The sequence below is a fragment of the Thomasclavelia sp. genome (genome assembly GCF_017889095.1).
GTDB lineage: Bacteria > Bacillota_I > Bacilli_A > Erysipelotrichales > Coprobacillaceae > Thomasclavelia.
Map to the genome: position 1 here is coordinate 1 of NZ_JAGHEW010000371.1, position 4583 is coordinate 4583.

Annotated in this window: 4 protein-coding genes; all 4 read right to left on the bottom strand. The window is 28.7% G+C overall.

The window, feature by feature from the left end:
- Nucleotides 1–1877, bottom strand: a 1877-nt coding sequence (locus tag J7M77_RS15635) for an MBL fold metallo-hydrolase (protein ID WP_296880255.1), incomplete at its 3' end; no start/stop codon positions are given.
- A 122-nt stretch (nt 1878–1999) separates the two neighbouring features.
- Nucleotides 2000–2749 (bottom strand): hypothetical protein, encoded by a 750-nt coding sequence (locus J7M77_RS15640; protein WP_296880257.1) that lies wholly within the window; start codon nt 2747–2749, stop codon nt 2000–2002.
- Nucleotides 2749–3471 (bottom strand): hypothetical protein, encoded by a 723-nt coding sequence (locus J7M77_RS15645; RefSeq protein WP_296880259.1) that lies wholly within the window; start codon nt 3469–3471, stop codon nt 2749–2751. The genes J7M77_RS15640 and J7M77_RS15645 overlap by 1 nt, the downstream gene beginning before the upstream one ends.
- A gap of 132 nt (nt 3472–3603) precedes the next feature.
- Entirely contained in the window at nt 3604–4560 is a 957-nt protein-coding gene (locus J7M77_RS15650; RefSeq protein ID WP_296880261.1) for an NAD(P)-dependent oxidoreductase, read from the bottom strand.
- Nucleotides 4561–4583 lie beyond the last annotated feature (23 nt).

Genomic DNA, 4583 nt, shown 5'->3' on the forward strand with positions numbered 1-4583 from the left:
GCTAATTCTAAATTAACATCATCTCCGGTTTTTACAGCATTAGCTTTTGATGGTTTTGTCGTTTCGCTTACATTAGGTTTTTGACTATCATCAGTAGGTGGATTAGTTGTTTGATTATCATCAATAGGATTTTGTTCATCAGGATTGTCATCTGGATCACTAGTTAAATTATTAATGAAATTTACCGAAGCAATATTTAATTCTTCACGATCTGATAAACCATTTTTCATTATTTCACCAAATCTTGCTTCATCAATAACTTGACCATTTTCAATAATCACTAAACCGCCTTTCCAGTTAGGATCAGTTGCTAATTGATCTTTAGCATATTGACAAGCAGTAGCTACCCAGCTTGCATAATCTGGATTATTTAAATATGGAGTATGTCCACCGATAATATAATTAATACCATTTTTTTCAATATAATCTGCTGCTTTTAATGCCCCATTTAGCCATCCTTCTAACGATGATAAGGTTACAGTAGAACCACCTAAGTGAACTTGAGCTCCTAAAGTATCACCGCTATATAAAACATTATTAGTTAAATCCGCTAATTGCCCACCACCTGGTGTATGTTCGTTAGGAATTTCAATAAATTGGAAATCATGACCAGCAACACTGAATTTTTCACCATCAGCTACTGTCGTAACTTTATCTTCGCCAAATAAAGTTACCAAATCTTGATCATTTTTAGTTGGATGTGGTTCATTTTCTGGCCAAACAATTGAAGTGATTTCTTTTAAACGTTCATCTTTAGCGATAACTGATAAGTTATTGCAATGATCACCATGATTATGTGTTAAGAAAATCTTTAGTGATTCACATTCATCACCAATAACATCTTTGATTACTTGATTAATAACATTTTCACCATAGAAATCAACATCAATCATAAATGCTTCTTTACCATCTTCACTTACATAAATAATTGGATTTTCTAAGTCAGTATTATTTAACATATACCACTTACCTGATCCTTTAGTTTGCATGTCAATAACAAAGAAATTAGCATAAGCAATAGTAAGTGGTCCTTCATGAGCATCATGATCTTCATCGATTGCTGCTTGATCATATCCCATTACTAGTCCTGTAATTGAATCATTAGCACCTAAATCATATCCCCACCAACCATGAGAATCAATGTGGAATTTAAATGTGACATTTCCTTCTTTACTAGTTGCAATCACATCAGTTCCACCAACTAAACTATTTTCACTAAATACTTTAGAATCATATACTGAATCATAGTCATAAACTAAGTTAGTTGATGTATCAAAAGTAATGATTTGTTCAATTAATCCTAGTAACTCATCAATATAAGCACTATTTACTTGATTACCTTGACTATCAATTACTTCATAACCAGGATTTGCTTCTAACATCTGTTTAATTTGTTTAACATCAGTAAAATAATTAACCATGTTGTAAAAACTAATTCCTGGTTCACTAGCACCATTTATATAATTTGAACTTAAATAGACATCTTTTAATTGTACTTCATTTACAGTAATTGTCTGTTTTGTCTTATCAATAACCCCTTTTAAATCAGTTGTATCTAAATGTTCTTTTAATAAATCAGAAATATGTACATCTGTTTTACTTCCATCTTGTTCATATTTAGGGAAAGTAACTTCACTAATTGCCTGTTGATAGTTACCTTCAATTTCAATTGTTTCCAATGAAATATCATTAGTTAAGCTTGGTTCTTTTTCATCTACTAAAGCATCATCTTCAGCAAAATTTTCTACATCAGTATTTTCAATAATATTTGCTTCTGGAGTTTTTTCGTCCTCATTGGCAAAGATTGTTGTTATAGTTGATGAACCAATCATTGATATTGTTAAAAATGCACTTAAAAATAAATTCTTTTTATTCATTATCCTTGTCCTCCTGCATTTATCTTAACATCAATGTATTCGCTTTCATATTTTTAAAAAAATGATTGTTTTCAATTATTGAGCATAATTATTTAATTCAAAAAAAGTCTCATGATTTGAGACTAGAGTTGATAATATTTTTTATAATAACAATGTTTAATCAGATCTAAAATTAATAATACTAGTAAATCATCATATTCACAGCTTATTGTTTTAGGTACTTCAATATTAAGCTTGAGATCATCTAGATGATTGATATCTTGAGAAATTAAAACTGTATTAGAATTAAGTTTACAGATGCGATGATATTCATTTTGATGTGTTTCTACAAAACGACCCGAAATCGAAATGATTAAAACCATGCCATCTTTTTGTTCAATTTCTAATGGATTATATGAAATATGTTCAAGATGGACAGGTACATTCATTATCGTCATATCTTCACAAAAAGGCTGAGTTAGCATTACTGGAAATACTGCGCCATAAATATATATTTTTTTAGTTTCATGAATTATTTCAACAATTTGATCAATTTTATCTTTAATTAATATTTTATCAGGTGATAAATGTTGCATGTGTTCTATTAAATCATCAACTGTTAACATTGCCTGCTTTTCATCTAATTGTAATTTTCTAGTTTGGATCGTAGATTGTAATTGTTTTTTTAAATCATTATAACTGCTAAACCCTAACATACGACAAAATTTAATAATTGATGATGTTGAAATATAACAATTTTTAGACAATTCTTGCATACTCATTTCGTTGATTGCATCTAAATGATCAATAATATAATTGGCGAGATTATAACTGATGCCTTTTTCCAAATTATTTTGAGCTATCAAAATAATCAAACCTAAAACTGTATTCATCAATATCCCTTCTTTTTCAAAATATTTATTAACTCATAAGATAGTAAATTAAGCTGATATAAATTATTTTTTATTTTAAGATTCTTAAATCCAAAATAACTATCACAATTACTATTACCAATATAAAAACAATGAAACTTTGGATCCTTTAATTTTTCAAAATTTAATAAATTACTCCGATTCATCGACATCTCAAACATATTTTGGATTCTTAACGAACTATCAACAACAATCAAAACATCATCTTTACTTAAACGTTCAATACGGTAATTTACCATATCCATATTCCACAAATTCAATGATAAAACTTTAATTCCGGCTTTAATTAAAAGATATTTCAAATTATCCAAACAGTTAATTTCCACTTGATCACCATAAAACATTACATATTTAGCCTTTATTAAACAATTACATAAATTTTCTAAATCCTTATTTGAAATATCCAAATTATCATTTTCTAATTTATAGCCAGTTAAAAAAACTTGTTCTACCATCAATTCCCTTTTCAATGCCGTAACAAGTTCTTTAAAATTACTAAAACCGCCGTGAATATAAAAACGATTAATTGATGCTTTAGAAACACCAGTCATTTTAGCACATTGTTTTAATGTTAAACTTGATAAATTATTTAAATTCGCCAAAAAATACTCAGCCAAAATTCTTTCAACACTATCAACATCCACGTATTCTACTAAATTTTGTAATCTCTCTATAGTATACATCTCGTTCTCCCTGATAACATTTACTTATTTTACAACAAATATTTAATTTTATTTTAACACTATCACTCAATCTCTTACATTTTTTAGTCCAAAACAGTCAAAAAAACCATAGGTAAATTACCTATGGCATAATTATTGATTAAGTTTGATTACTCCACGATCAAGATAGCTTTTCATTGCTTCTTCAACTGTTTCTAAGGTTGTATATTTAGGTGAATATTCTAATAAACGTTGCGCTTTTTCGATACTGTAATGTCCACTTCTAGCAATATGATGATAACAATCATCGATATATTCATCATTATTTAAATATTCACAAAACTTTTCCCAAGATAAAAATTTAATTTTTGGTTCTTGATTAAAATATTTGTATAACGCTTTAGCATAACCATATAAAGTCATTGATTCTTTAGCTACTGCATGGAAACTTTCGCCTAAAGCATTATTTCTATGTGTAATAGCCTGATAAAACATTTTAGCCACATCGTATGCATGGACATGATGCAATGTTTCCATTCCAAAATTTGGTAAATATATTTCTTTACCATCAGCAATTTTTTGAAAAACACTATTATCTTTTGTTGCTTGCGGATTCATGATCGTCCAGCCTGGTCCTGATATTTGTCCGGGCATAATAATTGTAGCCGGAAAACCATTTTCCCGATATTCTTTTTTCAAATATAATTCACTTGCATATTTGTCTTTACCATAATGATCCAATGGTTCTTTTAAACTATTAGGATCTTCTGGAATAAATTCAGCTCTACCATGAGCCCATACTGATGAACAAAATAAATAATGTGATAAATTAGTATCTTTTAATGCTGCCACCATTTTTTTAGTATCTTCAATATCAAAATTAATTAAATCAACGACTACATCACCATTTAATTTAGCGATTTTTTCCGCAAAATCTTCATCATTATTTCGATCTAAATAAACATTTTCAACATAATTCCAAGCTGAATCACTAACATAAGTCTTACTTTTACCACGAGTAATCGCAACTACATCAAATCCTCCTTTAACTAACTGGGGTACTAAATAAGTACCAATATGTCCACTTGCTCCAATAACAATAACTTTCATTTTTATCTTCTCCTTTCAGTTAC